At 61.6% G+C, this 23,771-nt stretch carries 21 protein-coding genes and 1 riboswitch; of the genes, 11 read left to right on the top strand and 10 right to left on the bottom strand.

Translation table 11 applies throughout. The features are described from left to right. The first annotated feature begins 65 nt into the window (after positions 1-65). Both ligB and PMI25_RS07155 read left to right on the top strand, forming a co-directional pair. Positions 66-1,742, top strand: coding sequence for an NAD-dependent DNA ligase LigB (gene ligB / locus PMI25_RS07160; RefSeq protein ID WP_007961883.1), 1,677 nt, complete (start codon positions 66-68; stop codon positions 1,740-1,742). Between the two features lie 94 nt (positions 1,743-1,836). Further along, complete coding sequence (locus PMI25_RS07155) at positions 1,837-2,232, top strand: DUF1090 domain-containing protein (RefSeq protein ID WP_007961884.1); 396 nt, start codon at positions 1,837-1,839, stop codon at positions 2,230-2,232. 178 nt (positions 2,233-2,410) lie between these two features. Here the strand turns inward: PMI25_RS07155 and PMI25_RS07150 are convergent, their stop codons facing one another. Beyond that, positions 2,411-2,860 (bottom strand): c-type cytochrome, encoded by a 450-nt coding sequence (locus PMI25_RS07150; RefSeq protein WP_007961886.1) that lies wholly within the window; start codon positions 2,858-2,860, stop codon positions 2,411-2,413. 128 nt (positions 2,861-2,988) lie between these two features. Here PMI25_RS07150 and mltA point away from each other — a divergent pair, with 128 nt between their 5' ends. Further along, on the top strand, positions 2,989-4,173 hold the full coding sequence (mltA, locus tag PMI25_RS07145) for a murein transglycosylase A (protein WP_007961887.1): 1,185 nt from the start codon (positions 2,989-2,991) through the stop codon (positions 4,171-4,173). Positions 4,174-4,313: 140 nt separating this feature from the next. Here the strand turns inward: mltA and PMI25_RS07140 are convergent, their stop codons facing one another. Both PMI25_RS07140 and PMI25_RS07135 read right to left on the bottom strand, forming a co-directional pair. Then, positions 4,314-4,697 carry an MAPEG family protein gene (locus PMI25_RS07140; protein WP_007961888.1) on the bottom strand — a complete coding sequence of 128 codons (384 nt, stop codon included), beginning with the start codon at positions 4,695-4,697 and terminating at the stop codon, positions 4,314-4,316. A gap of 39 nt (positions 4,698-4,736) precedes the next feature. After that, positions 4,737-5,570, bottom strand: a complete 834-nt coding sequence (locus PMI25_RS07135; RefSeq protein ID WP_007961889.1) for an EamA family transporter — start codon at positions 5,568-5,570, stop codon at positions 4,737-4,739. 155 nt (positions 5,571-5,725) lie between these two features. On the opposite strand from PMI25_RS07135, the gene PMI25_RS07130 reads away from it, so the two are divergent. After that, positions 5,726-6,991 carry a cation:proton antiporter gene (locus PMI25_RS07130; RefSeq protein ID WP_007961890.1) on the top strand — a complete coding sequence of 422 codons (1,266 nt, stop codon included), beginning with the start codon at positions 5,726-5,728 and terminating at the stop codon, positions 6,989-6,991. On the opposite strand, the gene PMI25_RS07125 is transcribed toward PMI25_RS07130, so the two are convergent. Together PMI25_RS07125 and PMI25_RS07120 are read right to left on the bottom strand one after the other, a co-directional pair. After that, the gene (locus PMI25_RS07125) at positions 6,992-7,897 is read right to left on the bottom strand and encodes a formate/nitrite transporter family protein (RefSeq protein WP_007961891.1); all 906 of its coding nucleotides are present in this window, start codon (positions 7,895-7,897) and stop codon (positions 6,992-6,994) included. Between the two features lie 210 nt (positions 7,898-8,107). Continuing rightward, complete coding sequence (locus PMI25_RS07120; protein ID WP_003229043.1) at positions 8,108-8,515, bottom strand: acyl-CoA thioesterase; 408 nt, start codon at positions 8,513-8,515, stop codon at positions 8,108-8,110. Positions 8,516-8,711: 196 nt separating this feature from the next. Then, positions 8,712-8,810: riboswitch (S-adenosyl-L-homocysteine riboswitch) on the top strand. Between the two features lie 23 nt (positions 8,811-8,833). On the opposite strand from PMI25_RS07120, the gene ahcY reads away from it, so the two are divergent. The 4 genes from ahcY to PMI25_RS07100 all read left to right on the top strand — a co-directional run bounded on the left by ahcY (position 8,834) and on the right by PMI25_RS07100 (position 14,295). Continuing rightward, the gene (gene ahcY / locus PMI25_RS07115; RefSeq protein ID WP_007961892.1) at positions 8,834-10,243 is read left to right on the top strand and encodes an adenosylhomocysteinase; all 1,410 of its coding nucleotides are present in this window, start codon (positions 8,834-8,836) and stop codon (positions 10,241-10,243) included. 160 nt (positions 10,244-10,403) lie between these two features. Further along, complete coding sequence (gene metF, locus PMI25_RS07110) at positions 10,404-11,249, top strand: methylenetetrahydrofolate reductase [NAD(P)H] (RefSeq protein WP_024164439.1); 846 nt, start codon at positions 10,404-10,406, stop codon at positions 11,247-11,249. A gap of 146 nt (positions 11,250-11,395) precedes the next feature. Continuing rightward, positions 11,396-12,208: a substrate-binding periplasmic protein gene (locus tag PMI25_RS07105; protein WP_007962070.1), complete on the top strand. Its 813-nt coding sequence runs from the start codon at positions 11,396-11,398 to the stop codon at positions 12,206-12,208. 221 nt (positions 12,209-12,429) lie between these two features. After that, positions 12,430-14,295 (top strand): DEAD/DEAH box helicase, encoded by a 1,866-nt coding sequence (locus tag PMI25_RS07100; RefSeq protein WP_007962071.1) that lies wholly within the window; start codon positions 12,430-12,432, stop codon positions 14,293-14,295. A 333-nt stretch (positions 14,296-14,628) separates the two neighbouring features. Here the strand turns inward: PMI25_RS07100 and PMI25_RS07095 are convergent, their stop codons facing one another. The 3 genes from PMI25_RS07095 to PMI25_RS07085 all read right to left on the bottom strand — a co-directional run bounded on the left by PMI25_RS07095 (position 14,629) and on the right by PMI25_RS07085 (position 17,939). After that, entirely contained in the window at positions 14,629-15,222 is a 594-nt protein-coding gene (locus PMI25_RS07095) for a YceI family protein (RefSeq protein ID WP_007962072.1), read from the bottom strand. Positions 15,223-15,253: 31 nt separating this feature from the next. Then, complete coding sequence (locus tag PMI25_RS07090) at positions 15,254-15,805, bottom strand: cytochrome b (protein ID WP_007962073.1); 552 nt, start codon at positions 15,803-15,805, stop codon at positions 15,254-15,256. Positions 15,806-16,151: 346 nt separating this feature from the next. Then, complete coding sequence (locus PMI25_RS07085; RefSeq protein ID WP_007962074.1) at positions 16,152-17,939, bottom strand: flavin monoamine oxidase family protein; 1,788 nt, start codon at positions 17,937-17,939, stop codon at positions 16,152-16,154. A gap of 223 nt (positions 17,940-18,162) precedes the next feature. Between PMI25_RS07085 and PMI25_RS07080 the strand changes: the two genes are divergently transcribed. Both PMI25_RS07080 and PMI25_RS07075 read left to right on the top strand, forming a co-directional pair. Then, positions 18,163-19,569 carry an adenosylmethionine--8-amino-7-oxononanoate transaminase gene (locus PMI25_RS07080; protein WP_024164438.1) on the top strand — a complete coding sequence of 469 codons (1,407 nt, stop codon included), beginning with the start codon at positions 18,163-18,165 and terminating at the stop codon, positions 19,567-19,569. Positions 19,570-19,774: 205 nt separating this feature from the next. Further along, positions 19,775-20,494: a 16S rRNA (uracil(1498)-N(3))-methyltransferase gene (locus PMI25_RS07075; protein ID WP_007964060.1), complete on the top strand. Its 720-nt coding sequence runs from the start codon at positions 19,775-19,777 to the stop codon at positions 20,492-20,494. Between the two features lie 4 nt (positions 20,495-20,498). Here the strand turns inward: PMI25_RS07075 and PMI25_RS07070 are convergent, their stop codons facing one another. Together PMI25_RS07070 and PMI25_RS07065 are read right to left on the bottom strand one after the other, a co-directional pair. Then, on the bottom strand, positions 20,499-21,401 hold the full coding sequence (locus PMI25_RS07070; RefSeq protein WP_007964061.1) for a transporter substrate-binding domain-containing protein: 903 nt from the start codon (positions 21,399-21,401) through the stop codon (positions 20,499-20,501). A 41-nt stretch (positions 21,402-21,442) separates the two neighbouring features. Further along, a complete protein-coding gene (locus PMI25_RS07065; RefSeq protein ID WP_007964062.1) occupies positions 21,443-22,684 on the bottom strand; it encodes a D-amino acid dehydrogenase in 1,242 nt (413 codons plus the stop codon). 108 nt (positions 22,685-22,792) lie between these two features. Between PMI25_RS07065 and PMI25_RS07060 the strand changes: the two genes are divergently transcribed. Further along, a complete protein-coding gene (locus PMI25_RS07060; RefSeq protein WP_007964063.1) occupies positions 22,793-23,749 on the top strand; it encodes a LysR family transcriptional regulator in 957 nt (318 codons plus the stop codon). The last annotated feature ends 22 nt before the right edge of the window (positions 23,750-23,771 follow it).

Below are 23,771 nucleotides of genomic sequence, written 5' to 3'. Positions count from 1 at the left end.
CACCCGGTGCCTCTCTGAATCCTCGCCTAGCCTTAAAGCATTCCCCCTGAGCAAGGACGCTCAAAATGCTTGCCACGCTGCGCCTGTTTTCAGTTCTTTTGCTGAGTTTCACCCCTCTGATCGCCCATGCAGCCTGCCCCGACTGGCCATTCGGCAAAGCGCAAGTTGAAATCTCCGCCCTGCAAAAACAGATCGACCAATGGGACGACGCCTACCACCGCCAAGGCCGCTCGCTGATTGCCGACGAGCTCTACGATCAATCGCGCCTGCGGCTCATCGAATGGCGCCAGTGCTTCCAGCAGCCCCCAGCGCCCGAACCGTTGCGCAGCGCGACTGGCTCCGTCGCGCATCCAATCGCCCACACCGGTCTGGACAAGCTTCACCAAGCCGCCGCCGTTCAAGCATGGTTAAAGGATCGGCAGGATGTCTGGGTACAACCCAAGGTCGATGGTGTAGCGGTCACGCTGATTTACCGTCGCGGCCTGTTGCAGCAGGCGATCAGTCGCGGCGACGGGATCAGCGGTCAGGACTGGACAGCGTCGGCGCAAAAGATCGCTGCCATTCCGCAACAACTGACCCAACCGCTGGACCTGCTGGTGCAGGGCGAGCTCCATTGGCGCCTGAATCAGCATGTGCAAGCCAGCGCCGGCAGCGTCAACGCCCGCGCCACCGTTGCCGGGCTGATGAGCCGTAAAATCTTGAGCGCAGAACAGGCGTCCGGGATCGGTTTGTTCGTCTGGGACTGGCCGCAGGGCCCGGCGAATCTGCCTGAAAGAATATCGACGCTAGCGATGCTGGGCTTCGCCACGACAGCGCCATTTAGTCAGGTCATCGCCAACCTTGCCGACGCGCAAAAATGGCGCGAGCACTGGTATCGATCGCCCCTGCCCTTCGCCACCGACGGCATTGTCTTGCGCCAGAGCCAGCGCCCACCGGCTGAGCGCTGGCAGGCGAGCGCGCCCTACTGGGCTATCGCCTGGAAATACCCGTTTTCCCGAGCGCTGGCCGAGGTGCGCAAAGTGAATTTCAAAGTCGGCCGCAGCGGACGCATCACCCCGGTATTGGAGTTGTCGCCAGTGATGCTCGATGACCGCGAGATCAGACGCGTCAGTGCGGGTTCACTCAAGCGTTGGCAGGCGCTGGATATCCGCCCCGGCGATCAAGTGGCAATCAGCCTGGCCGGGTTGACGATTCCACGACTCGACAGTGTGGTGTTGCGCACCACCGAACGAGCCGCCCTCGAGATTCCCGACACGCGCGATTTCCACGGCTTGAGCTGCTGGCAACCGACACCCGGTTGTGAGAGCCAGTTTCTCGCGCGCCTGACCTGGCTCAGTGGCAAGCAAGGGCTGGCGCTGCAGAATGTCGGGCGCGGCACCTGGGAGAAACTTCTGGAAACAGGCCGCCTGAACAACCTGCTGGATTGGTTGACCCTCGGCGAGCCAGAGCTTGCTAACATTGCCGGCTTCGGCGAGCGCAGCAGCGCACGTCTGATCAACAGTTTTCACAGCGCCCGCCAACGGCCGTTCACCCAGTGGCTCAAAGCATTGGGTTTACCGCCGACGGGGCAGGCACAACTGGCCGACTCGTGGCAGGCGCTGGCACAACGCGACACCGAACAATGGCAGGCAGAAGCCGGAATCGGCCCGGGCCGCGCGGCGCAATTGAGCGCATTCTTCCGCGACCCGCAGGTGCTGGCCTTGAGTGACACATTACGCGCCGCCGGAATCGACGGTTTCTGATCACGCAATCCCCGGCAGCCGGGAACCCAAGGGCCGTCAGACGCTCAAACAGCGCAGTGCCCCCGACCCGACTGCCTTTGCACATGGAGCTTTTATGAAATTTCTTGCACCGCTTGCCTTGCTGACTCTCTGTGGCGTCCTGGCCGCGCCTGTAATGGCCGACGAAGATGCACCGGGCCTGACCGGTTGCGCCGCCAAGAAGCAGGGCATCATCAATCAGCTCGAACAGGCCAAGTCCCGTGGCAACACCGACCAGCAGGCCGGTCTGCAGACCGCGCTGGATGAAGTGACAAAGAACTGCACCGATGCCGGGCTGAAGAAAGAACGCGAAAACAAGGTGCTGGAAGCCAAGCACGAAGTGAGCAAGCGTCAGGCGGATCTCGACAAGGCGATGAAGAAAGGCGATCCAGAGAAGATCAACAAGCGCAAGGACAAGCTCGCCGAGTCGCGCAAAGAACTGCAGGATGCGCTGGATCAGATCGACAAGTAACCAGTGTTGAGGAAGATGTCCTGTGGCGAGGGAGCTTGCTCCCGCTGGGTCGCGAAGCGGCCCCAACCCCATTCAACTGCGCTGTACCAGACTCAAGTCGGTTGAATGGATTCACGACGGCTGCGCCGCCGAGCGGGAGCAAGCTCCCTCGCCACAGTTGTCCGGCAGTCTCAGACAGTCAATGATCGCGAAATTCTTTATGGCAAGCGCTGCAGGCATCCTCAACCTTCTGCACCGCAGGCCCCAGGTTGCTGGCCTTGTACGGCTGAACCTTGCTGGCGATCACCAGTTCACCGGTGGCCGCCTCAAGGTTGCGGGCCAATTCCTGAAAGCGGGCCTGCCGCAGCCACACATCGTCCTTGGCACTGGTGTGATCTTCTTCACGCACCTGCGGGAAATGCTTCCACGGTTCATGGGACAACGCATCGAGCTTCACCGCGCCTTCGGCGAATTTCGGCCCGTCGAACGGAATGCGTCCGCGCAACATGCCACCCAGGTCTTCGCCGGTCTTGAGCATCTGTTTGAAGATCGCCTTGCGTTGCCCCAGCGGAGAATTCGGATCGACGCCGCCACAGGCGGACAAGGTCAGACAGGCCAGCAATACAACAGCAATTCTTTTAAGAGTCATGGTGGCTTCAGGTCACGGAATTCGGCGGCCAGTATCCTCGCGTCGCCGACAAACACCAATAGCCCTATTAAAAATACGGGTTGCCCGAGCGCATGGAGCACTCGGGCAACCGGCACAGGAATCACTCCATGAACAGCCGCTTCAAGGCCTGGCGTCACCCACTGATCGCAACCCTGCCACTGCTTGCAATCCTTGCCGGCTGCACGGGCGGCGACACTGCCAAACCGAAAACCCATGCCTTGGCCACTTATTCCAGCGCCACTTGGGAAGCCTTGCCGGCGGTGTCCGACAGCGATCTAGTCGCCGGTTTCGGCTCGTGGCGCAGCGCCTGCACCCGACTCAAGGCTGATCCGGTCTGGGGCGGCACCTGCGCCGCAGCCGCCAACGTGCCGCAGAGCGCCAACGAGATTCGCGCCTTCCTCAAGCAGAACCTCGACGTGTTCGGGCTACGCGCCGAGCATGACAACCCGAACGGCCTGATCACTGGTTACTACGAACCGGTCTACCCCGGCAGTCTGACCCCTACCGAAACAGCCAATGTGCCGGTGTATGGCGTGCCGGAAGACATGATCATCGTCTCGCTGGACAGCATTTACCCGGAGCTCAAGGGCAAGCGCCTGCGCGGTCGCCTCGAAGGTCGGGTGCTCAAACCGTACGACGATGCAGCGACCATTGAATCCAAAGGCGTGAAAGCCCCGGTGGTGGCGTACCTCACCGACCCGATGAACCTGCAATTCCTGCAGATTCAGGGTTCCGGGCGGATCCAGACACCGGATGGCAAACAACTGCGCATCGCCTATGCCGACCAGAACGGCCACCCGTACCGGCCAATCGGCCGCTGGCTGGTCGAACAAGGCGAGTTGAAGAAAGAAGACGTGACCATGGGCGCGATCAGCAACTGGGCCAAGGCCAACCCGTCGCGCATTCCGGAACTGCTGGGCAGCAACCCGAGCTACGTGTTCTTCACCCGCAACCCGGACAGCAACGAAGGCCCGCGCGGCTCGCTGAACGTGCCACTGACTGCGGGTTACAGCGCAGCAGTGGATCGCAAGGTGATTCCGTTGGGCAGCCTGCTGTGGCTGTCGACCACCCGTCCCGATGGCACGGCGCTGGTGCGTCCGGTCGCAGCGCAGGACACCGGTGGCGCGATTGCTGGCGAGGTGCGTGCAGATTTGTTCTGGGGCACCGGTGATGCGGCCGGGCAACTGGCCGGCGACATGAAACAGCAGGGGCAGATCTGGATGCTCTGGCCCAAAGGCGCGGCATTGCCGCAAGTGCCGCAGGTGGCCGATACGGTTAAGGACAAGCCTTAAGCGCTTCGGCGCCTGAGCTATTGCCTTCGCGGGCAAGCCCGCTCCCACAGGTATCCATGGCGAGCACAAATCCTGTGTACACCCAAGCCCCCTGTGGGAGCGGGCTTGCCCGCGAAGAGGCCGGCAGAAGCACCCGAGTATCAGACAGACACAAAGAAGAACGCAGCAATCAACCCCATCCCCACAAACCACACCAGCGACCGCAGAATCGCCCAGTCCGCCAGGTAGCAGATGATGTACAGCAGGCGACTGGTGATAAACATCACCGCCAGCACATTCACCGTCACCAACTGCGCGGTGCCTACCAGATGCGCAACGATCACCGCCGCGGCAAACGCCGGGGTCACTTCGAAGCTGTTCAACTGCGCCGCATGCGCCCGTCGGGCCACGCCGTTGAGACTTTCCAGAAAGTCCCGGGGATCATGGTTGTCGCTCAGCCGGTAGCCGCCCACTGCCTTGGCCACGCCCGTGCAGATATAGGGCAGGAAAATCGCGATCAACACGCACCACAGAGCTACCGTCATAAAGCCGTCCTTCTTCGAGTGATAGAGAATTGCGGGCCGTCAGAACTTCATCACCAGCATGCCGATCAGTACCAGCCCACAGGCTAAGAGCCGTGGCTTGCCGAAAGGTTCTTTGAGGTACCGAATGCCGAACAGCACCACCAGAATCACGCTGATTTCACGCAGCGCTGCCGCTTCGGCAATCGAGCCCAACTGCATCGCCCACAGCACCAGAGCGTAGCTGAACAACACGCAGAACCCGACTGCCAGCCCCAGCTTCCACTGCTCGCGCCAGAACACCAGGAACGCCGGGCGTTTGGCGACCCACGCCAGCAACGGAAACGGCCAAGCACTGAGCAGCGTGACCCAGACCAGGTAATCCAGTGGATGCGACCAGCGCCGCAAGGCCTGACCATCGATATAGGTGTAGCAGCCGATGCACAGCCCGATCAGCGCCACCACCGGCAGCATCGACCACGGCAGATGCTTGCCGCCACCGCCCTGCCAGAGCAGGCAGGCCATGCCCAGTGGAATCAGCATGATCCCGAAGATCTGCTGCGCAGTGAGCACTTCGCCGGCGAAGATCAGGGTCAGCGCCAGCACCACAAGCGGCGACAAGCCGCGCATCAGCGGGTAGACCAGTCCTAGGTCGCCGACCCGATAAGCTTGAATCAGCAGATAACGATACAGCAGCTCGAATGCTGCCGACGCCAGAATCCACGGCCAGATCTCCAGCGGCGGCAGACTGATGAATGGAAATGCCAGCGCCACGAACAAGAGCGCCACCGTGTCCATGCACGCCACCACCAGCAACCGTTCGGCACTGAACTTGATCAGGGTATTCCACGTCGCATGCAACAGCGCCGCCATTAACACCAGAACTGTCGCCGCCACGTCCCACTCCTTGATTTTTTTGCTGACCCTACACCAATGCGTGCAGCTGACCAACCGAGGGCACACGATTGTGTCCCCACCCCGAATCAGCCCATCCAACCTTTGCGCCGAAGAATCGGGGCGCTGTCTTTCCCCCCCCATCCAATGGAGCCCGGATGCTAGAACTTGTCGCCGCTTTTATCTGCCTCACCACCCTTCTCACCTTCGTCAATTACCGCTTCATCGGCCTGCCGCCGACCATCGGCGTGATGGTCACCGCGCTGATGTTCTCCCTGTTGCTGCAAGGCCTGAGCGTGCTCGGCTATCCCGGCCTCGAAGAACGCGTGCAACAACTGATCGGCCAGATCGACTTCGGCGATCTGCTGATGAACTGGATGCTGTCGTTCCTGCTGTTCGCCGGCGCCCTGCACGTCAACCTGAACGACCTGCGTAGCTACCGTTGGCCGATCGGCCTGCTGGCCACTTTCGGCGTATTGATCGCCACCGCCGTGATCGGCAGCCTCGCCTACTACATTTTTGCCCTGTTCGGCTGGCACGTGAGCTTCCTCTACTGCCTTCTATTCGGCGCGCTGATTTCGCCGACCGACCCGATTGCGGTGCTCGGCGTACTGCGTACGGCCAATGCCTCGAAGCCACTGAAAACCACCATCGTCGGCGAGTCGCTGTTCAACGACGGTACTGCGGTGGTGGTGTTCACCGTGCTGCTGGGCATCGCTCAGCTGGGCGAGACGCCGACCCTCAGCGCCACGGCCATGCTGTTCGTGCACGAAGCCATTGGCGGCGTGCTGTTCGGCGGGCTGATCGGTTATGGGGTGTACCGAATGATCAAAAGCGTCCAGCAGCATCAGATCACCGTGATGCTGACCCTGGCGCTGGTGATCGGCGGTTCGGCGATGGCCACCGAGCTGCACGTCTCGGCACCGATTGCGATGGTGGTCGCCGGTCTGATCATCGGCAATCTGGGGCGCAACCTGGCGATGAACGACATGACCCGCAAGTACCTCGACGGCTTCTGGGAGCTGCTCGATGACATGCTCAATGCGCTGCTGTTCGCACTGATCGGCATGGAGCTGTTGCTGCTGCCGTTCAACTGGGCGCACGTGGCGGCGGCCAGTTTGCTGGCGCTGGCGATTGTGCTGTCGCGCCTGCTCACCGTGGCCCCGGCCATTGTCTTGCTGCGGCGCTGGCGCACGGTGCCGCGCGGCACCATTCGCATCCTGACCTGGGGCGGTTTGCGCGGCGGTGTCTCGGTGGCACTGGCGCTGGCCCTGCCGTTGGGCCCGGAGCGCGATCTGCTGCTGAGCATCACCTACATCGTGGTGCTGTCGTCGATCCTGTTGCAGGGTCTGACCATCGGCAAACTGGTCAAGCACGCCACCAGAGACGAGCCGGCCCCAGCGGCCGAGCCCGCACACCACTGATCATTTCTTGATCTGCTGCGGATCGGGCTTTTCGGCCTGATCCGCAGATTGTTTCCCTTTGCCCGTTTCCTTTGGCGCGCCGCTCTCGCTGCGGATCTGTGCATGGCTGATCAGGGCGAAGATGAAACTGCCGCCGATGATGTTCCCCGCCAGCGTGGGCCCGGCAAACACCATCCAGAAATCACTCCACGGCAGCTCGCCGGCAAACACCAGATACGACACTTCCGCCGAACCCACCACGATGTGGGTGAAGTCGCCCAGCGCCATCAGGTAGGTGATGAGGATGATGATCCACATCTTCGCGCTCTCCATGGACGGGATCATCCAGACCATGGTGGCGATCATCCAGCCGGACACGATGCCTTTGGCGAACATCTGGCTGGCGTGGTTCTCCATAACCTTGCGGCCGATTTCCAGGAAGGCGTGATCGGTCTTGGTGTCGAAGATCGGCAGCTCGAGCATCACGTACGCCACCAGAATCGTCCCGCACAAATTGCCGAACAGGACCACGCCCCACAAGCGGATCAACCGGCCGAAGTTTTTCAGGGTCGGCTTGGTCATCACCGGCAGAACGGCGGTCAGGGTATTTTCGGTGAACAGCTGCTGGCGGGCGAGAATCACCGCGAGGAACCCGGCGCAGTAGCCGAAACTGGCGATCACCTTGAACTCATCGCCTTCGGGCAGGCGCGAATTGAGCAAGCCCATGCCCATCAGTGACAGGCCCATGGTCAGCCCGGCGGCGAGCGCCGACCACCACAGTGCGGCGATGCTGCGCTCCAGCTCCTGATCGCCTTGGGTGCGGATGATTTCATGCAGAACCGCCGCGCGGGGCGGCTGGTTTTTCTCGACTTCGTGTTGTTCATCGGTCGAGAGATTGGGGGTCTTGCCGTCTGTCGGGGTGGTCATGGCGTGGTAACCGGTGGGGGGCTTTCAGCTACGACCCCTGCGGTTCCTGGCTGTTCACTCCCCCCAACCGAAACTATTACCTGTGGCGAGGGAGCTTGCTCCCGCTCGGCTGCGCAGCAGTCGTCTCGTGTTTCAGATAAACAACGCTCACCGGTTTTGGGACTGCTTTGCAGTCCAGCGGGAGCAAGCTCCCTCGCCACAATTCACCGATTACTTGGTAACCAGCTCATCTTCCTTGAACTGGTCCTTGACGTACTTGATCTCGGTGCGACCGTGCGGCGCCGGCAAGCCGTCTTCGCCAAGGTTGACGAAGACCATTTTCTCGACGGTGAGAATGCTCTTGCGGGTGATCTTGTTGCGCACTTCACAGGTCAGGGTGATCGAGGTGCGGCCGAACTCGGTGGCGGTGATGCCCAGCTCGATGATGTCGCCCTGGCGCGAGGCGCTGACGAAATTGATCTCGGAAATGTACTTGGTCACCACGCGCTGATTGCCCAACTGGACGATCGCGTAAATCGCCGCTTCTTCGTCGATCCAGCGCAGCAGGCTGCCGCCGAACAGGGTGCCGTTGGGGTTCAGGTCTTCGGGTTTTACCCATTTGCGGGTGTGGAAATTCATGTTCACTCCTGAGCGTTTGCCGAAAGATGGCGCCATCTTGGCAGACCGAGCGGTCAGGCTCCATGAGCCTTCTACTATGGTCGCTATTAGCGATCTTCATCTGGCCGACAGAAACCCTTTGGAAGATCAGTCTAGACGGCTATAATCGCCCCCGTTTCAAAACGGTAACCTTCACTTGCTACCGTTTTCCCGCCACCTGTCCGAGGGGCGCTGCAGCAGGATCAACCTGTCAGGCTCGGATGGGGCGTTGACTGGCCACGGCCGGACACTAAACGCACAACGGCGCCCATTCGCATACATTACGAATGGAGGCTCTTCATGAGCGCTGTTATCACGCCTGCCGATTTTAACGATTACAAAGTTGCCGACATGTCCCTGGCTGCCTGGGGCCGTCGCGAAACCATCATCGCCGAATCGGAAATGCCGGCCCTGATGGGTCTGCGCCGCAAGTACGCCTCCGAGCAGCCGCTCAAGGGCGCGAAAATCCTCGGCTGCATCCACATGACCATTCAGACTGCCGTGCTGATCGAAACCCTGGTTGCCCTGGGTGCCGAAGTACGCTGGTCGTCCTGCAACATCTTCTCGACTCAGGATCAGGCCGCTGCGTCCATCGCCGCTGCTGGCATCCCGGTTTTCGCCTGGAAAGGCGAGACCGAAGAAGAGTACGAGTGGTGCCTGGAGCAGACCATCCTGAAGGATGGCCAGCCATGGGACGCCAACATGATCCTCGACGACGGCGGCGACCTGACCGAGCTGCTGCACAAGAAATACCCACAGGTGCTGGACCGCGTTCACGGCGTGACCGAAGAAACCACCACCGGCGTTCACCGCCTGCTGGACATGCTGGCCAAGGGCGAGCTGAAGATCCCTGCGATCAACGTCAACGACTCGGTGACCAAATCCAAGAACGACAACAAGTACGGCTGCCGTCACAGCCTGAACGATGCGATCAAGCGCGGCACCGACCACCTGCTGTCCGGCAAGCAGGCGCTGGTCATCGGTTACGGTGACGTGGGCAAGGGTTCGGCCCAGTCCCTGCGTCAGGAAGGCATGATCGTCAAAGTCTCCGAAGTTGACCCGATCTGCGCCATGCAGGCCTGCATGGACGGTTTCGAACTGGTTTCGCCGTTCATCGATGGTATCAACGACGGCACCGAAGCGAGCATCGACAAAGCGCTGCTGGGCAAGATCGATCTGATCGTGACCACCACCGGTAACGTCAATGTTTGCGACGCGAACATGCTCAAAGCCCTGAAGAAGCGCGCTGTTGTCTGCAACATCGGCCACTTCGACAACGAAATCGACACCGCTTTCATGCGCAAGAACTGGGCATGGGAAGAAGTGAAGCCACAGGTACACAAGATCCACCGTACCGGTCCGGGCGCTTTCGACGCGCAGAACGACGACTACCTGATCCTGCTGGCCGAAGGCCGTCTGGTGAACCTGGGCAACGCCACTGGTCACCCGAGCCGCATCATGGACGGTTCGTTCGCCAACCAGGTACTGGCGCAGATCTTCCTGTTCGGCCAGAAGTACGCCGACCTGTCGCCAGCCCAGAAAGCCGAGCGTCTGACCGTTGAAGTACTGCCGAAGAAACTCGACGAAGAAGTGGCCCTGGAAATGGTGCGCGGCTTCGGCGGCGTGGTCACTCAACTGACCAAGCAACAGGCTGACTACATCGGCGTGACCGTCGAAGGCCCGTTCAAGCCGCACGCTTACCGCTACTAACAGGCGCTGACTGCTCGCTCTCCCCTGTGGGAGCGAGCTTGCTCGCGAAAGCGGTTTATCATTCAGCAGCAGTGTTGTCTGATCTGTCGCTTTCGCGAGCAAGCTCGCTCCCACACAGGATTGCAGCGCCTCGAAGGTTCTTGTTTCCAAGGGTATGACCATGTCCCAAGACCGTCGCTACAGCTTCGAGTTCTTCCCGACCAAGACCGATGCTGGGCATGAAAAACTGCTCAACGTTGCCCGTCAGCTGGCAACGTACAACCCCGACTTCTTTTCCTGCACCTACGGCGCTGGTGGTTCGACCCGTGATCGCACCCTCAACACCGTCCTGCAACTGGAAAGCGAAGTCAAAGTACCGGCCGCCCCGCACCTGTCGTGCGTCGGCGACAGCAAGGACGACCTGCGCGGCCTGCTGAACGAGTACAAGGCTGCCGGCATCAAGCGCATCGTGGCCCTGCGCGGCGACCTGCCGTCCGGCATGGGCATGACCAGCGGCGAGCTGCGTCACGCCAACGAACTGGTTGAATTCATTCGTGAAGAAACCGGTGATCATTTCCACATCGAAGTTGCCGCTTACCCGGAGATGCATCCGCAAGCGCGCAATTACGAAGACGATCTCGCCAACTTCGTGCGCAAGGCCCGCGCCGGCGCCGACAGCGCGATCACCCAGTACTTCTTCAACGCCGACAGCTACTTCTACTTCGTCGACCGCTTGCAGGCGGTGGGTGTGGACATTCCGGTGGTGCCGGGGATCATGCCGATCACCAACTACAGCAAGCTGGCGCGGTTCTCCGATGCCTGCGGCGCGGAAATCCCGCGCTGGATCCGCAAGCAACTGGAAGCCTACGGCGATGACAGCCAGAGCATTCAGCGTTTTGGCGAGCAAGTTGTCAGCGAAATGTGCGAACGCCTGCTGCAGGGTGGCGCACCGGGGCTGCACTTCTATTCCATGAACCAGGCTGAGCCTAGTCTGGCGATCTGGAATAACCTGAAGTTGCCGCGCTAAGCGTTAAAAGAAAGATCAAAAGATCGCAGCCTTCGGCAGCTCCTACAGGGGTGTCGTCGCTGCGATCTTTTGCTTTTGAATCCCCGAATTAGAGCTTGTGCAGGCACTTTCTGGCTCTTTCGCGTTTCTCGTCGTAATCTCAAGCCATGCCTTTGATCGCGCAATTATTCACGGTGCTGGTTTTTGCTTGCCTGAGCTTTGCCGCTCGGGGCGAGAAGTTGCGTATTGTCACCGAGCCTTGGGCACCGTACGTCTACGAAGAGGATGGCAGGAACCTCGGGCTGGACTACGAAACCACCGCCATTGTGTTCAAGCGTCTGGGGATCGAGGTCGAGTGGCAGTTCCTGCCATGGAAGCGTTGCCTGTCGATGCTCGAAACCGGTCAAGCTGACGGCGCGCTGGACATCTTTCACAGCGACGAGCGCGACGCCACCCTGCTCTATCCCATAGAACCGCTGTCGGACGTCGAGTTCGTGATGTTCTACGCCAACGACCGACCCCACCCTTTCCGCCAGCTCGAAGACCTCAAAGGCCTGACCATCGGCACTTCGCCGGGCTATCTGTACAGCGCGGATTTCAGCCAGTCGACACTGTTCACCCGCGAGCCGGCACCGACCCACGAAGCCAACTTCGGCAAACTGCTGCGCGGACGCATCGACTTGCTGATCACTGATCGCCGCGTGGGTCAGCACTTGCTGGATCAGCTGAATATTCGCGATCAAATCACCGAAAACCCCACGGTTATCAGCCGCCAGAGCCAATATCTGGCGGTTCGCCGCAATGCCGGGATGGATCTGCTGGTGGCGCGTTTCGGTGCCGAGCTCAAGCGTTTCAAGCGCGAACCGGCCTACGCCGAGCTCAGCGCCCGCTATGGCGCCGCCCCTGCCGATACCGCTCCGCTGGGCAACGCCTCAGCCAGCCGCAAAACCGTTGAGCAGCAGGAAAGCAGCGCGCAGTGATTGCTCTGTTATACTCCGGCGTTCCCGCCAGGCTCACGCCCGGACGCCCGGAACCGTAACAGGCCTCTCGACCCGCTACAGCGCAGCTTTCAGCCCGCGCGAGCGCTCCTGACGTGCCTTCGGAACCGCAGCAGGACCGGACGGGGTCGCGTCCTCTTAAACGCGATTCGCGCCAGGCAAGACTCCCATTGGGCCAAGCCCTAACTAAAACAGGATTACTCATGTCCTTTGCTTCCCTCGGTCTCTCCGAGGCTTTAGTCCGTGCCATCGAAGATGCGGGCTATACCGAGCCTACTCCGGTGCAACAGCGGGCCATTCCCGCCGTGTTGCAAGGTCGCGACCTGATGGTTGCGGCACAGACAGGTACCGGTAAAACCGGCGGTTTCGCCCTTCCGATCCTGGAGCGGTTGTTCCCCAACGGTCATCCGGACAAATCCCAGCGTCATGGCCCGCGCCAACCGCGCGTGCTGGTCCTGACCCCGACCCGCGAACTCGCGGCCCAGGTTCACGAGAGCTTCAAGATCTACGCCCGTGACCTGAAATTCGTCAGCGCCTGCATCTTCGGCGGCGTCGGCATGAACCCGCAAGTCCAGGCCATGTCCCGTGGCGTTGACGTGCTCGTCGCCTGCCCGGGTCGCCTGCTCGACCTCGCAGGCCAAGGCAGCGTCGATCTGTCCCACGTCGAAATCCTCGTCCTCGACGAAGCCGACCGCATGCTCGACATGGGTTTTGTGCACGACGTGAAGAAAGTCCTCGCGCGTCTGCCGGCCAAGCGGCAGAACCTGCTGTTCTCGGCGACGTTCTCCAAAGACATCACCGATCTTGCCGGCAAACTGCTGCACAACCCGGAACGCATCGAAGTCACCCCGCCGAACACCACGGTCGAGCGCATCGAGCAACGCGTGTTCCGTCTGCCGGCCAGCCACAAGCGTGCCCTGCTGGCGCACCTGATCACCGCCGGCGCCTGGGAACAGGTACTGGTGTTCACCCGCACCAAGCACGGCGCCAACCGTCTGGCCGAGTACCTGGACAAACACGGCCTGCCGGCTGTGGCGATCCACGGCAACAAGAGCCAGAACGCCCGCACCAAAGCCCTGGCCGACTTCAAGGCCGGTGAAGTGCGCATTCTGGTCGCGACCGACATCGCCGCGCGCGGTCTGGACATCGATCAGTTGCCACACGTGGTCAACTTCGAACTGCCGAACGTCGATGAAGACTACGTGCACCGTATCGGCCGTACTGGCCGCGCCGGTCGTTCGGGCGAGGCGATCTCGCTGGTGGCCCCGGACGAAGAAAAACTGCTGAAAAGCATCGAACGCATGACCAAGCAGAAAATCGCCGACGGCGACCTGATGGGCTTCGATTCGAGCACTATTGAAGCCGAGAAGCCGGAAGCCCGTGAGCGTCCGGACATGCGCAACCCGCGCAACTCCCGTGGCCCGCGTGGCGACGGCCCGAATGGCGGCGGTGGTGGCGGCGGCCGCAAGGACAAAGGCAAAGACAAGGGCAAGGAAAAACCCGCCGGCGAACGCGGCGAGCGCCCTGCCCGTCAGCAGAAACCACGTGAAGGCACCCCGGCCCGCGAACAGCGTCCGAGCCAGCCACCACGCGCGGCGGCTGATCGTGCACCGGACGAGTTCCTCGACGACGATATCGACAACTTCGGTAACCGCGTGGATTACGTGCCGAAAGCCGCCCCGGCTGGCGGCCGTGGTCGCCGTCCGGGTGCACCGGCACAAGGTGCAGGCGCAGGCGCCCCTCGTGGCGGTCAGTCGCAGGGTCGCCAGAACGGTCCGCGCAACAGCAACGGTTCGAGCACCGGTACCCCACCGGGCAAACGCAGCGGCCCGCGCAACGGTGCTCCGCGTGATGGCCAGGGCCGTCGTGACGAGTCCTCGCGCAACCGCCGCCCGGCTCGCGACGATCAGCAACGCGCCGAACCGGCCGTGCAGAACCCGCGCAGCACCGGGCCGAAGATCATGCACAAGGAGTCCAAGGCAGACCGCTTCCCGACGCCTGAGCAGCTCGATCAACTGCCGACCCGCCCGCGCGGTGAAAAACCAGCCTTGCTGACCCGCAATCGCTGAGTTATCGCTGCCCTGAAAAATGCCCCGGCCCGAAAGAGCCGGGGCATTTTTTATGCCGTCACGAATATCCCGGAATCACCGCATATCCCCCTGTGTAGACCCAACACTGTGGAGAGGGGATTTATCCCCGATCGGCTGCGAAGCAGTCGCCAAACCATTCAACGCGGTATGCCTGATACCCCTCTGTTGACGGTGATGGGGCCGCTGCGCGACCCATCGGGGATAAATCCCCTCGCCACAAAAGCCCGTACCACAGGGTGGATGTGTGCGTGTAGCAGGCAAAAAAAACGCCCCGGCCTTTCGACCGGGGGCGTTTTTGTATGGCTGCGAAAATTACTTCGCTTTCACACCTTCAAACGAGATGTACAGATCGACGTTGTCGGACTGTGGACCCAGGTCCATCATCTTGCCGAAATCAGAGCGCTTGATGCTGGTGGTGCCTTCGAAGCCGGCACGGTAGCCGCCCCATGGATCCTTGCCTTCACCCAGGAACACGGCCTTGACCACGATTGGCTTGGTCACGCCGTGCAGGGTCAGGTCGCCGGTCACGTCTGCAGTGTCTTTGCCAGCAGCGTTCTTGCCGGTGGATTTGACGCTGGTGGAGACGAACTTGGCGTCAGCGTATTTGCCCACGTCCAGGAAGTCTTTGCTGGAGATGTGCTTGTCGCGCTCGGCGTGGTTGGTGAACACGCTGGCGGTTTTCACGTTGAATTCGATTTTGCTGTCTTCAGGCTTGGCGGCGTCAAAGCTGAACTTGCCGTCGATGTCCTTGAAGGTACCGGTGATGAAGCTGTAGCCCAGGTGGCTGATCTTGAAGTCGACGAAAGCGTGCTGGCCTTCCTTGTCGACGGTGTAATCAGCAGCCATCACGTTCGCGGACAGTACGGCCGTACCGATTGCCAGAGCGGCCAGAGTCTTTTTCAACATGCTTTCTTTTCCTTTGAGTCGAGGTTGAATTTCAGGCTTTGCGACCGAGCATTCGAGTGAGGGTCGCATCACGATCGATAAAGTGGTGCTTCAATGCTGCCAACGCATGGAGACCGGAAAAAATTACCAGCGCCCATGCCAGCCAGAGATGAATCACCCCAGCGGTATCTGCCTGATCCGGTAGCCCGGAAACCAGTGCAGGAACTTCAAACAGGCCAAACACCGGGATCCCGACACCGTCTGCGGTGGAAATCAGGTAACCGGCAAGCATCACAGCGAACAGCCCGACGTACAGAAACCCGTGGCCGAATTTGGCGCCGATGCGGGTCATGCGGCTGTAGCTTTGCAGCGTCGGTGGCGGTGGGCTGATAAAGCGCCACAACACCCGCAACACCATCACACCCAGCAGCACCAGACCGATGCTCTTGTGCAGATCCGGCGCGTCTTTGCGCCAGCTGCTGTAGTAATCCAGCCCCACCATCCACAGACCCAGCGCGAACAGTCCGTAGACCGCCAGCGCCACGCCCCAGTGCATGAAGATGCTGACCCAACCATAGCGTGAAGCAGAGTTACGTAGCTGCATTGCCCAAATCCTGTGAGAACTGCGAACCAAGACTAGCGAGTTATCTATCGAATTAAAGCGGAAAATTTCGCTTTGAAAGATCGAGAAATACGATCAAGAGTCTTGAACATGGTAGTTAAGGAAAGATTAACGGGGGAAAGTGTGGGGCAGGATACTGGGTACAGATCCAAAGTCAGTGCTGCCTGAACCGGCCTCTTCGCGAGCAAGCTCGCTCCCACAGGGGATCGCATTCCAGCTGAGGGATCACGGTCGAATAATGTGGGAGCGAGCTTGCTCGCGAAGGCGGTTTGGCAGGCCAAAAAAAAGCGCGGCCTGCAAGCCGCGCTTTTTCATTCACCGCAAAGCCTTACTGCGCTTTGCTGTCGGTGCTTGCTGCTGGAGCCGGAGCAGCAGCAGGTTTCGCCGCAGGCTTCTTCGCCGGTTCAGCCTTTTTCGCCGCAGGCTTGGCCGGGGCCTTCTTCGCCTCGGTTTTCGCTGCAGGCTTCTTCGCCGCAGGCTTGGCCGCTGCTTTCTTCGCCGGCTCGGCCTTCACCGGAGCGACTGGTTTCGGCGCTTCCACCGGAGCTGGCGCAGGGGCTGGAGCCGGTACAGGCGCTGGAGCCGCTGGCGCTGGAGCCGGCTCAGGTGCCTTCACTGGCTCTGGCTTCTTCTCGTCATCCGAACCGCCAAACAGGTTGCTGAAGAAGTTGCCCTTCTTCGCCGCCACGGCACCCGCCGCGCCTGCCGCTGCTGCGGCCGGAACCACTTTGACCGGCTCAAACGACTTGCCGGCCGCCAGGTCTTCAACCTGACTGGCCGCACGCTGACCGGTGCGCAGCGCGCCTTCCAGGGTGCCCGGGTACAAGGTGTCAGTGTGCTCGCCAGCAAACGTTACGCGTTGCAACGGACGTTCCCACATGCGCCAGAACTTGCTGATCTGGCCCGGGCCGTAAGCCAGGTAGGCGCCGCCCATCGACGGGTCGGTGCTGTAGCGGCGGATTTCATAGCCGGTGAAAGAGCCACGGGCCTGTGGATAAAACGCGTGCAGGCGGATCAGCACCTGATCGACCATCTGCTTGTCGCCGAACGCCTGCATCACACGGGCGTTGTCGCCGGAGAGGTTGATCACCACGTTGGCGCCGCCCTTCAGCGCCGGCTCGATCCAGAGCATGCCCAGACCGGCGTTGCTGTAGATCTCGCCGGACATGCGCGCCTTGCTTTCCCACACCGGCGTCTTGAACTTGAGCATGATCTGGTCGCGCCAGCCGTAGTTTGTGCCCTTGATCGCGGCCAGGTGCTGAGCGTCCAGCGCCGGGGTCAGCGCAATTTTGTTCAGCGCACGCAGCGGCACGGCCAGCACCACGTAGTCAGCCTGATAGCCAACACTGCCGACCTTGACGGTCACGCCATCCTTGTCCTGAGTGATCGCGGAAACCGGCGAGTTGGTCTTGATGGTCTTGATCTGTTTGACGAACGCCTGGGCCAGCACCTGGCTGCCGCCGACCAGACGCGAGGCGCGCAGGTCACGGTCGGAGACGCCGCGATACACGCGGTTCTGCTGGGCGAAATACAGCAGCGACAGACGCGAAGGCTCGTCGTAATGGGTGCGGATGTCCTGGTTGATCAACTGACGCGCGGTGGCCGGCAGATTCTGCTTGTCGAGCCAGCTCGACACGTTGATCTGGTCCAGCGCATGCAGCGTGTTGGTCGCGGCCGGGTTCTGCGGGTCGTCGATCGAGCGTGCCAGATCGTCGAGGGTTTTCTGGTAGCGCTTCAAGGCATCGGCGGTGGCCGGCTGCTTGGTCGCCAGATCAGCAGCGGAAAAATACTCGCCGTCGATCAGATATCCCGGGGTCCGCACGAATTCAGGGGCCGGCGTGGTGCTCAGCTTGAAGGTCGAGACGTACTTGTTCAGCACCGGCTGGGTCTTGTCGTTGCCGATCCACTCGCTGGTGGCCATGCCCGAGCGACCGCCCAGGCTCGGCTTGGCTTCGAGCAGCGTGACCTGCCAGCCCTTGTTTTGCAGCTCGTAAGCTGCGGTCAGGCCCGACAGGCCGCCGCCGATCACGATTGCGGTTTTATCCTTGGCCAGCGCCGTAACGCTGAACAGCCCCAACATCACCAGCGCACAGGCGCGCAGCCAACCGACAGACATTCAGCGAACTCCGGAAATACACGTAGGAAAAAGCAGTTTTGCGGGTCAGACGACCCAAAGAACCGCGAAGAATACGTCAGCCATCAAAACGCCGCCAGCGACGTCTATCGGCCCATACAAAGTAGCTCAATCGACGCAATGGGTTGTCCCGGCGCGATGCATTGCATAGGCTTGCGCGATTGTTTGCCCGCGCCTGACGCGAGCCGCCTCGAGGAGACTGTAAATGGGCCTGAATAACCAGTGGATGCAACGCGACCTCGCGGTGCTGTGGCATCCCTGCACCCAGATGAAAGACCACGAACAGCTGCCGCTGATCCCGATCAAACGCGGCGAAGGCGTCTGGCTCGAAGACTTCGAAGGCAAGCGCTACCTCGACGCCGTCAGCTCCTGGTGGGTCAACGTGTTCGGCCACGCCAACCCGCGCATCAACCAGCGCATCAAGGATCAGGTCGATCAGCTGGAACACGTGATTCTCGCCGGTTTCAGCCATCAACCGGTGATCGAACTGTCCGAGCGTCTGGTGAAAATGACGCCCGAGGGCCTGAACCGGGTGTTCTACGCTGATAACGGTTCGTCCTGCATCGAAGTCGCGCTGAAAATGAGCTTTCACTACTGGCTCAACCGCGGCCAGCCGAACAAGAAACGCTTCGTCACCCTGACCAACAGCTACCACGGCGAAACCATGGCGGCGATGGCGGTCGGCGACGTGCCGCTGTTCACCGAAACCTACAAAGCGCTGCTGATGGACACCATCAAGGTGCCCAGCCCCGATTGCTACCTGCGCCCCGAAGGCATGAGCTGGGAAGAGCATTCACGCAACCTGTTCGCCGCCATGGAACAAACCTTGGCAGAACATCATGACAGCGTGGCGGCAGTCATCGTCGAGCCGTTGATTCAGGGCGCCGGCGGCATGCGCATGTATCACCCGGTGTACCTCAAGCTGCTGCGCGAGGCCTGCGACCGCTATGGCGTGCACCTGATCCACGACGAAATCGCCGTCGGCTTCGGCCGCACCGGCACCATGTTCGCCTGTGAACAGGCCGGCATCCGCCCGGATTTCCTCTGCCTGTCCAAGGCCCTGACCGGCGGCTACCTGCCACTGGCGGCGTGCCTGACCACCGACGAGGTCTACAGCGCCTTCTACGACGACTACCCGACCCTGCGCGCCTTCCTCCACTCGCACAGCTACACCGGCAACCCGCTGGCCTGTGCGGCGGCGCTGGCGACCCTGGATATCTTCGAGCAGGACAACGTCATCGAGAACAACCAGGCACTGGCCCGGCGCATGGCCTCGGCCACTGCGCACCTGGTCGATCACCCGAATGTCAGCGAAGTGCGGCAGACCGGCATGGTGCTGGCGATCGAAATGGTCAAGGATAAAGCCACCAAAGAGGCCTACCCTTGGCAGGAACGTCGTGGCCTGAAGGTGTTCCAGCATGCGCTGGAGCGTGGCGCGTTGCTGCGCCCGCTGGGCAGCGTGGTGTACTTCCTGCCGCCGTACGTGATTACCCCGGAGCAGATCGACTTCCTCGCCGAAGTCGCCAGCGAAGGCATCGACATCGCCACCCGTGACAGCGTCAGCGTGGCGGTGCCGAAAGATTTCCACCCCGGTTTCCGTGATCCGGGCTGATTTCCATCAAAGGTTAGAGAAGAACCCTGTGGCGAGGGGATTCATCCCCGATGGGTGGCGAAGCCACCCCAAATCAGCAATCGCGGTGATTCAGAATAACCGCGCTCCATGATTTCACGACTGCTGCGCAGCCGATCGGGGATAAATCCCCTCACCACAAAGCTCTGCACTACAGCCAATACGTGCCAATTTTTAGAGACCCACCATGAGACTGTCCCGCTTCTTTATCGACGCCCCCCTGAGCACCGGCGAACACGAACTGCCGGAAGCCCAGGCGCATTACATCAGCCGCGTGCTGCGCATGGCCGAGGGCGATGCGGTGCAGTTGTTCGACGGCTCCGGCCATGAGTTTCGCGGCGCGCTGGTGGAAGTCGGCAAGAAACGCGTCGTCGTGCAGATCGACGAGCAGTTCGCCGGGCAGATCGAATCGCCGCTGCAGATCCACCTCGGCCAGGGCCTGTCCCGGGGCGAGCGCATGGACTGGGCGATCCAGAAAGCCACCGAGCTGGGCGTGACGGAAATCACCCCGATCTTCAGCGACCGCTGCGAAGTCCGCCTGAAGGACGAACGCGCCGACAAACGCCTGCTGCACTGGCGTCAGGTGGCGATCAGCGCTTGCGAGCAGTGCGGTCGCTCGCGGGTGCCGGTGATTCATCCGCCGGTGCTGCTGACCGACTGGCTGAAGCAAAGCGAAGCCGAGCTAAAACTGGTGCTGCACCCGGTGGCCGAGCCGCTGGTGAGCCATGCCAGACCGGCGACACTGGCGTTTCTGATCGGGCCTGAAGGTGGTTTGTCCGACGCCGAAGTCGAGCAAGCCAAGGCCAACGGTTTCCACGCCGCACGCCTTGGGCCGCGGGTCTTGCGCACCGAGACCGCGCCGGTGGTTGCACTGGCGGTGGCCCAGCAGCTTTGGGGTGATTTCTAACCCGTCACTGCACCGGATCACTGATCGGTTTGGCGATGATTGCCTTGAGTTCGCTGGTCATCGGGAACTCAAGGTTCAAGCCTTTCGGCGGGATCGGCTGTTCGAACCACTTACGGTAAATCCCGTTGATCTCCCCCGAGCTGTACAGATCGGCCAGCGCGCCGTTCACCAGCGCGAGGAATTGCGGATCATCCTTGCGCACCATGCAGCTGTAGATTTCCCGCGATTGTTCCTCCCCCACCACGACCCAGTTGTGCGGATCCCGCGCCTTGGCCCGCTCGCCGTAGAGCAATGCGTCGTCCATGTAGAAGGCCGCTGCCCGTCCCGACTGCAGCATCTGGAACGCCTCGCCGTGATCCTTGGCGCTGATCACGAACATGTTCAGCTTGTGGTCGAGGTTGTAGCTCTTCAGATAGCGCTCGTTGGTGGTGCCGGCGGTGGTCACCACGTTCTTGCCGCGCAGGTCATCGAAGCTGTGGATGCCGCTGTCCTTTGCGGTCAGCAACTGCCCTTTGACGTAGATGAAACCGTAGGAGAACGCGACCTGTTTCTGCCGCTCGGCCGTCACCCCGGTGGAGCCGCACTCAAGATCAACCGTGCCGTTCTGCACCAGCGGAATCCGCGTCTGCGACGTCACCAGGTTGTACTTCACCTTCAGCTCCGGCAACGCCAGTTGCTGCTTGATCCGCTCGACAATCTTGCCCGCCAGCTCCACCGAATACCCCATCGGCTGCCCGGTGTGATCGCCCACATACGAGAACGGCACCGACGCATCGCGATAGCCCAGGGTGATGCTGTTGGTGCTGGCGATCTTGCCAAGCGCGCCGGTCAGCGGCACTTCATTGGCCTGTGCCTGGGCGCCGATGAACAGCGCCAGTGTGCAGCCGAGCAACGTGATTTTTTGCATTGTTATTCTCCGTTGTGGTTGGGGTGTTTTAGCAGAATCCGTCACGCCGCATGGGGATTGAAGCCGTGCAGATCAATTGAGGGGCGTTGCTGGCCAATCAGTTCGCTGAGCAACTGCCCGCTGCCGCAGGCCAGGGTGAAACCGAGCGCGCCATGGCCGAGGTTGAGCCACAGATTGTGATACGCCGTGGCGCCCAGCAGCGGTACGCCGGTGGGAGTGGCCGGGCGCATGCCCGCCCACTCCACAGCTGCGTCGTAATTGCCGGCATCGGGAAAGGTGTCGCAGGCCTGGCGCTTGATCAGTGCCAGCCGTTCGGGATCTACCGCCGGGTCGAACCCGACGATGTCGACCATCGCTGCCACCCGTAACTGTTCGCCGATGCGCGCGTAGACGATCTTGCGGTCGTAGTCGGTGATGCTCACGTCCGGCGCCCGATGCCCGTTGCCGATGGGCACGGTCAGGCTGTAGCCCTTCAGCGGATACAGCGGCACGTGCAGGCCGGGCAGCGCCAGCAAAGAGCTTCGGTGCCCGGCGGCGATCACCAGTTGGTCGACCATCAGAATTTCGTCGCCAAGTTCAATGGCCGTGACGGTGCCGTGGCTGTGGCGAATACCGGTTACTGCCTGACCAAGGCGAAACTCGCAGCGGCCCGACGCCTTCAATCGCGCCGCCAACTGTTGGCAGAAACCGTGACAATCGCCGACTTCTTCATCCGGCGTGTAGATCGCGCCCACAAACGGCGCCTTGGTCAATGCCGGTTCCAGTTGCGCACATTCGGTGGCGGACAACACCTGTTGTTGCTGAGGATCGGCCAGGCCCTTGCGCGCATGGTCGAAGCTGGCGGCATTGCGGAAGGTCACCAGTTTGCCGTTGCGCCGCCAGTTGAAACCGGTGAGTCCGTCATCCTCGCGCCAGCGTTTCAGCGTGCTCTGGCTGAACAGCGCCAGACGCAACAGATGCGCCGCGTTTTCGCGGTTGACCGAGGTGCGGCAGGCGGCGAGAAACGACGCCATCCAGCGCCACTGCGCCGCGTCCAGACGCGGGCGCAGCTTGAGCGGTGAGTCGCCGCGCAGAATCCAGCCGATCGCCTGCAACGGCACGCCGGCATCGGCCAGCGGCGCCACATAGCGGTAGGACAACTGGCCGCCGTTGGCGAAGCTGGTTTCGCTGCCCAGCGACTGCCGCGCCTCGACCACTGTCACTTCGAAACCGTCGCGCACCAGCGCATAGGCCGTTGCCAACCCGATCACGCCGCCGCCGATGATGCACACACGCTGAGCCATGTCCGTCCTTATTTCTATGTGAAGACGAGGCTGAGGTTAGGGTGAGGTGACAGGCGCCGAACAATGAATAAAGATGCCAGACTTATAAACAAAGGTTATGGACTCGCCATGCGCATTCGCCACATCGAGATTTTCCAGGCCATTCGCCAGACCGGCTCGGTCAGCGCCGCTGCGCAATTGCTGCACGTCTCGCAACCAGCGGTGACCAAAGTGCTGCAGCACGCCGAGCAGCAGTTGGGCTTTCCGTTGTTTCTGCGGGTGCGCGGTAAATTGCAGGCGACCCCGGAAGCGCTGGAGCTGGAGCGCGAAGTCGACAAGGTCACGGAAAGTCTGCAAGGCGTGCGGCGCCTGGCACAGAGCCTGCGCCGTGAACCCGGCCACAGCCTGCGGATCGGCGCGACTCCGGCGCTGGCCCTGTCGTTGCTGCCACCGGCGATCCGGCAATGGACGGCACAGTTCCCGGACATCGCCTGCGAACTGTCCAGTGCCCACAGCCGCGAGTTGATGCAGAACCTGCTGATGCGCGAAGTGGACGTGGCCCTGACGTTGCAGTTGCCGGATCATCCAGGGTTGAAGGCGCAGGCATTGGCATCGGGCGTGTTGGTGGCGCTGGCGCCGAAAGGTTACTGGCCGGAGAAAGACGCCGGTCAGCCGTTGCCGCTGATGGCGTTGGCGGGAGCGCCGCTGATCGGGCTGTCCAGCGCCGACCCACTGGCTGCCCGACTCGACAGCTACTTGGAAGCGGTCGAGCCACCGCCTCGCGTGCGGATCGCCGTGCAGACGTATTCGCTGGCGCGGGCGATGGTGGAGTCCGGGGCTGGCGTGGCGGTAATCGACCCTTTCACGGCACTCGGTGCTTCGCCGACCAGCACCGTAATCCGCCCGTTGGCGCCGCCCTTGCCGATCACGTTGTACGCAGTGACCCGCGCCACCGAACCGCCACCGCATACCCTCGGCGACTTGTTGCAGATATTCAGCAGACGCGCGCAGATACAACTGCAAACCCTGGTCCCTGTGGGAGCTGGCTTGCCAGCGATTGCGGTGGCCCCATCAACACATGAGTGACTGACAGTCCGTCATCGCGGGC

It is taken from the genome of Pseudomonas sp. GM30, from assembly GCF_000282275.2.
In the GTDB taxonomy this organism is placed as follows: Bacteria; Pseudomonadota; Gammaproteobacteria; order Pseudomonadales; family Pseudomonadaceae; genus Aquipseudomonas.
This window is presented reverse-complemented; position numbering and strand designations above follow the sequence as displayed.

Excerpts from the sequence above, each read along its gene's own strand:
- ligB (WP_007961883.1), top strand. The coding sequence starts at position 66 with ATGCTTGCCACGCTGCGCCTGTTTTCAGTTCTTTTGCTGAGTTTCACC.
- PMI25_RS07155 (WP_007961884.1), top strand. The coding sequence starts at position 1,837 with ATGAAATTTCTTGCACCGCTTGCCTTGCTGACTCTCTGTGGCGTCCTG.
- PMI25_RS07150 (WP_007961886.1), bottom strand. The coding sequence starts at position 2,860 with ATGACTCTTAAAAGAATTGCTGTTGTATTGCTGGCCTGTCTGACCTTG.
- mltA (WP_007961887.1), top strand. The coding sequence starts at position 2,989 with ATGAACAGCCGCTTCAAGGCCTGGCGTCACCCACTGATCGCAACCCTG.
- PMI25_RS07140 (WP_007961888.1), bottom strand. The coding sequence starts at position 4,697 with ATGACGGTAGCTCTGTGGTGCGTGTTGATCGCGATTTTCCTGCCCTAT.
- PMI25_RS07130 (WP_007961890.1), top strand. The coding sequence starts at position 5,726 with ATGCTAGAACTTGTCGCCGCTTTTATCTGCCTCACCACCCTTCTCACC.
- PMI25_RS07125 (WP_007961891.1), bottom strand. The coding sequence starts at position 7,897 with ATGACCACCCCGACAGACGGCAAGACCCCCAATCTCTCGACCGATGAA.
- PMI25_RS07120 (WP_003229043.1), bottom strand. The coding sequence starts at position 8,515 with ATGAATTTCCACACCCGCAAATGGGTAAAACCCGAAGACCTGAACCCC.
- ahcY (WP_007961892.1), top strand. The coding sequence starts at position 8,834 with ATGAGCGCTGTTATCACGCCTGCCGATTTTAACGATTACAAAGTTGCC.
- metF (WP_024164439.1), top strand. The coding sequence starts at position 10,404 with ATGTCCCAAGACCGTCGCTACAGCTTCGAGTTCTTCCCGACCAAGACC.
- PMI25_RS07105 (WP_007962070.1), top strand. The coding sequence starts at position 11,396 with ATGCCTTTGATCGCGCAATTATTCACGGTGCTGGTTTTTGCTTGCCTG.
- PMI25_RS07100 (WP_007962071.1), top strand. The coding sequence starts at position 12,430 with ATGTCCTTTGCTTCCCTCGGTCTCTCCGAGGCTTTAGTCCGTGCCATC.
- PMI25_RS07095 (WP_007962072.1), bottom strand. The coding sequence starts at position 15,222 with ATGTTGAAAAAGACTCTGGCCGCTCTGGCAATCGGTACGGCCGTACTG.
- PMI25_RS07090 (WP_007962073.1), bottom strand. The coding sequence starts at position 15,805 with ATGCAGCTACGTAACTCTGCTTCACGCTATGGTTGGGTCAGCATCTTC.
- PMI25_RS07085 (WP_007962074.1), bottom strand. The coding sequence starts at position 17,939 with ATGTCTGTCGGTTGGCTGCGCGCCTGTGCGCTGGTGATGTTGGGGCTG.
- PMI25_RS07080 (WP_024164438.1), top strand. The coding sequence starts at position 18,163 with ATGGGCCTGAATAACCAGTGGATGCAACGCGACCTCGCGGTGCTGTGG.
- PMI25_RS07075 (WP_007964060.1), top strand. The coding sequence starts at position 19,775 with ATGAGACTGTCCCGCTTCTTTATCGACGCCCCCCTGAGCACCGGCGAA.
- PMI25_RS07070 (WP_007964061.1), bottom strand. The coding sequence starts at position 21,401 with ATGCAAAAAATCACGTTGCTCGGCTGCACACTGGCGCTGTTCATCGGC.
- PMI25_RS07065 (WP_007964062.1), bottom strand. The coding sequence starts at position 22,684 with ATGGCTCAGCGTGTGTGCATCATCGGCGGCGGCGTGATCGGGTTGGCA.
- PMI25_RS07060 (WP_007964063.1), top strand. The coding sequence starts at position 22,793 with ATGCGCATTCGCCACATCGAGATTTTCCAGGCCATTCGCCAGACCGGC.